Below are 3,379 nucleotides of genomic sequence, written 5' to 3' on the forward strand. Positions count from 1 at the left end.
AACCCTTATCTAGAAAGGCATTGCTGCGATTTTTGTCAATTGTTTTTTATCTAGAGCGAACTAATCAATTAAGTCTCTTGCCAGATAAGGATTTAGTCGATTTATGTCCCCCTATCGAACCATAACAAGTAACGAAGAGCCTCTATTTTTTGTTCTAATTGCGCTCGGAAAGCCCCGATCTCCACTATCCAGTGACGGGCATTCCGTTCTTTTTCCGATTCCCAATAGGATAGTTTTAGCAGGTGTTCGATTAAAACGGTTAATAACCTGTCGGGATATATAGCGGTGTGCAGTCGTATGAGGTACAGTGTCACGAGCTATAAACCATGCTAGGCAAAGCTTGGTCTGTATCTCACTCAAGCGCTTACCGCTATAACGATGTTATCTCCTCCTAGATATAGGGGAATAGATCAGGTCTTACAGATGCTAAAATTATCATTTTCAGACAAGTCAGCAGGAGCAGAAATTATGACCTTTATCCCCGCTATTGATCCGGATATTGAATACCCCGATAGTGACGGTAAACCCATGGCCGATAATACCGAACAATATGAATGGATCGTGAAAATTAAAGAAAACCTTGAGATTCTCTTTGCTAATTCTCCTCAGGTTTTTATTGCGGGGGATATCCTCTGGTATCCCGTCCAAGATAAAAAAATTACCGGACCGGTTGCTCCCGATGTTATGGTAGTATTTGGTCGTCCGAAAGGAAGACGGGGTTCCTATAAACAATGGCAAGAAGATAACATCGCTCCTCAAGTGGTCTTTGAAATTCTCTCCCCTTCTAATAGTTTAGAAGAAATGGAGCGAAAACTACTCTTTTATCAACGTTATGGAGTGGAAGAATACTATCTCTATGATCCCGATTCTCATAATTTTCAAGGATGGTTAAGACAGGAAGGACTATTAAGTTCTATACCTGAGATTAAGGGATGGGTTAGTCCTCGGTTAAATATCCGATTTGAATTGACAGAAGATGAGTTAGAAATTTATAGTTTAGATGGTCAGAAATTTTTGACTTCTATTGAGTTATCTCAAAAAGCTGAACAAGCAAGTTTACAATTAGAACAAGAACGTCTTAAAGCTGAACGTTTAGCTGAATATATCCGTTCTCTGGGAATTGATCCCGATACTTTATAATGACATAATTGAGCGGTTGTGGTGAATACTAATTAACTGGTCAACTGCCTAAGTTATCGTCATTGAACCTAGCCTAGGGCTATACTTAACTATGTAATCAGTAAAAAAACAAATCTATGAAAGCTTGGGCAAAATCTTTAGAAAAACCAGCAGTGGAATTTTCTGAAACCCAATTAACCTTATTATCGGGGAAAATTCCTGACGGATTGCGGGGTAGTCTCTATCGCAATGGTCCGGGGAGATTAGAAAGAGGTAAGCAAAAAGTTGGTCATTGGTTTGACGGAGATGGGGCAGTTTTAGCTGTACATTTTCATGATAAGGGAGCCAGTGCCACCTATCGTTATGTCCAAACTGCCGGTTATCAGCAAGAAAGCGCCGCTAATCAATATTTATTTCCTAATTATGGCATGAATGCCCCCGGCTTCTTTTGGAATAATTGGGGAAAAGAGGTAAAAAATGCCGCTAATACCTCGGTGTTAGCTTTACCCGATAAATTATTAGCTCTCTGGGAAGGGGGTTTTCCCCATAAATTAGATTTACAATCTTTAGAAACCCTAGGTTTAGATAATTTATCTAGCTTACAAGCAAAGGAAACTTTTTCCGCTCATCCTAAGCTAGATTTGTCCAGAGGAGAGATTTTTAATTTCGGGGTGACAATCGGTGCTAAAGTTAGTTTAAATCTCTATAAGTCTGACTCCACTGGTGAAATTATCCAGAAAAACACTTTTGAGTTAGATAGATTGTCTCTGCTGCATGACTTTGTTTTAGCAGGACAGTATCTCGTCTTTTTTGTCCCACCGATAAAAGCGGATAAGTTATCGATACTGTTGGGATTTAAAACTTTTAGTGATGCCATGCAGTGGCAGCCAGAATTAGGAACAAGAATACTAATTTTTGAGCGAGATTCTCTACAGTTAGTCAGTGAAAGTGTTACGGATTCATGGTTTCAATGGCACTTCGCTAATGGTTGTGTGAATGACCAAGGCAATCTTGAAATTGTTTTTGTCCGTTATGATGACTTTAAAACTAATCAATTTTTAAAAGAAGTTGCCACGGGTGAAACCGAAACCTTAGCCATCGGAAAATTAGCAAGTATCACCATCAATCCCCTATCAGCAAAGGTGATTAATCAGGAAATTCTCTCGGATTTAAGCTGTGATTTTCCCGTGGTTTCCCCGCAACTGGTGGGACAAAAATGGCAAAATACTTTTTTAGCTGTCCATCGTCCCGATAGCGATATTCGTCGGGAAATTATCGGAATTCCCGCTTGTTATAATCACTCCACAGGTAAGTTAACTATTGCTTATCTAGAAAATAACTGTTATGGCAGTGAACCGATTTTTGTCTCCGATGGTTTATCTCCAGAAACGGGATGGTTAATCGTCGTGGTTTACGACGGCAATAATCACAGCAGCCAAGTGAGAATCTATGATAGTCAGCAGTTAGAAAAAGAACCCCTTTGTTGTCTGCAATTACCCAGTGTTATCCCTCCCAGTTTTCACGGTACTTGGCAAGAAAAATCAGAAAAAGTAAGCTAAGACGTATTTAAATCGCTTATTCTTAGATTAGCCGAATCTCCCCCAATCCCTTTACTGTTGCAAGAGTGCAAGAGCGCAAGAGTGCCTCGTCTCAACAAGCAATTTGAATTAGGAACAGCCTAGCTTTGACGTTAGCGATCGCATACTTCGCCATGACAAGGGGTAAGATTGCTTTGGGGGGGTTTTAGTTGAAAGAGAAAGGTTAACACGGAAAGTATCCCCCTCTTCTCGTAGTTCCCCTTCTTCTCGTAGGTTAGGGGATGAGGTCATAACAATCTGTTGCCAAAACCGACTTTTCAGAATATAATAGAGAAGAGTAGTCATTCATCACTCAGATTAGTTAAGATGATATTACATGACTAATAATATTGACCACGATCGCTTATTTAAGGAGTTAATCTCCACCTTTTTTGTCGAATTTATTGAGTTATTTTTCCCTCAATTGATCGATTATTTAGATAGGGACTCGATTACTTTTTTAGACAAAGAAGTATTTACCGATGTCACGGAAGGAGAAAGGTATGAAAGCGATTTAGTCGCACAGGTTAAGTTTCGAGGAAAAGAATCTTTTTTTCTGATTCATCTGGAGGCGCAGGAAAGTTCCCGCAAGTGGTTTAACCGGCGAATGTTTACTTATTTTGCTCGCTTTCATGAGAAATTTGTCTTACCGATTTATCCGATTGTAATTTTTTCTTATTCAA

3 protein-coding genes and 1 pseudogene are annotated in these 3,379 nt (G+C 39.4%); 3 read left to right on the plus strand and 1 reads right to left on the minus strand.

Annotated features, from left to right (window positions below):
• Positions 1–137: 137 nt before the first annotated feature.
• Positions 138–266 (minus strand): annotated as a pseudogene (locus tag IM477_RS08495) (DUF29 family protein); the annotation flags it as partial.
• Positions 267–468: 202 nt separating this feature from the next.
• Between IM477_RS08495 and IM477_RS08500 the strand changes: the two are divergent.
• The 3 genes from IM477_RS08500 to IM477_RS08510 form a co-directional block, all read left to right on the plus strand.
• Positions 469–1,140, plus strand: coding sequence for a Uma2 family endonuclease (locus IM477_RS08500; RefSeq protein ID WP_287731366.1), 672 nt, complete (start codon positions 469–471; stop codon positions 1,138–1,140).
• Between the two features lie 116 nt (positions 1,141–1,256).
• Positions 1,257–2,678: a carotenoid oxygenase family protein gene (locus tag IM477_RS08505; protein WP_287731363.1), complete on the plus strand. Its 1,422-nt coding sequence runs from the start codon at positions 1,257–1,259 to the stop codon at positions 2,676–2,678.
• A 355-nt stretch (positions 2,679–3,033) separates the two neighbouring features.
• Positions 3,034–3,379: Rpn family recombination-promoting nuclease/putative transposase (locus tag IM477_RS08510; protein ID WP_287731365.1), on the plus strand; the 346-nt coding region annotated here is incomplete at its 3' end.

The organism is Microcystis sp. M090S1 (assembly GCF_020246295.1).
Classification (GTDB): domain Bacteria; phylum Cyanobacteriota; class Cyanobacteriia; order Cyanobacteriales; family Microcystaceae; genus Microcystis; species Microcystis aeruginosa.

Excerpts from the sequence above, each read along its gene's own strand:
- IM477_RS08505 (WP_287731363.1), top strand. The coding sequence starts at position 1,257 with ATGAAAGCTTGGGCAAAATCTTTAGAAAAACCAGCAGTGGAATTTTCT.
- IM477_RS08500 (WP_287731366.1), top strand. The coding sequence starts at position 469 with ATGACCTTTATCCCCGCTATTGATCCGGATATTGAATACCCCGATAGT.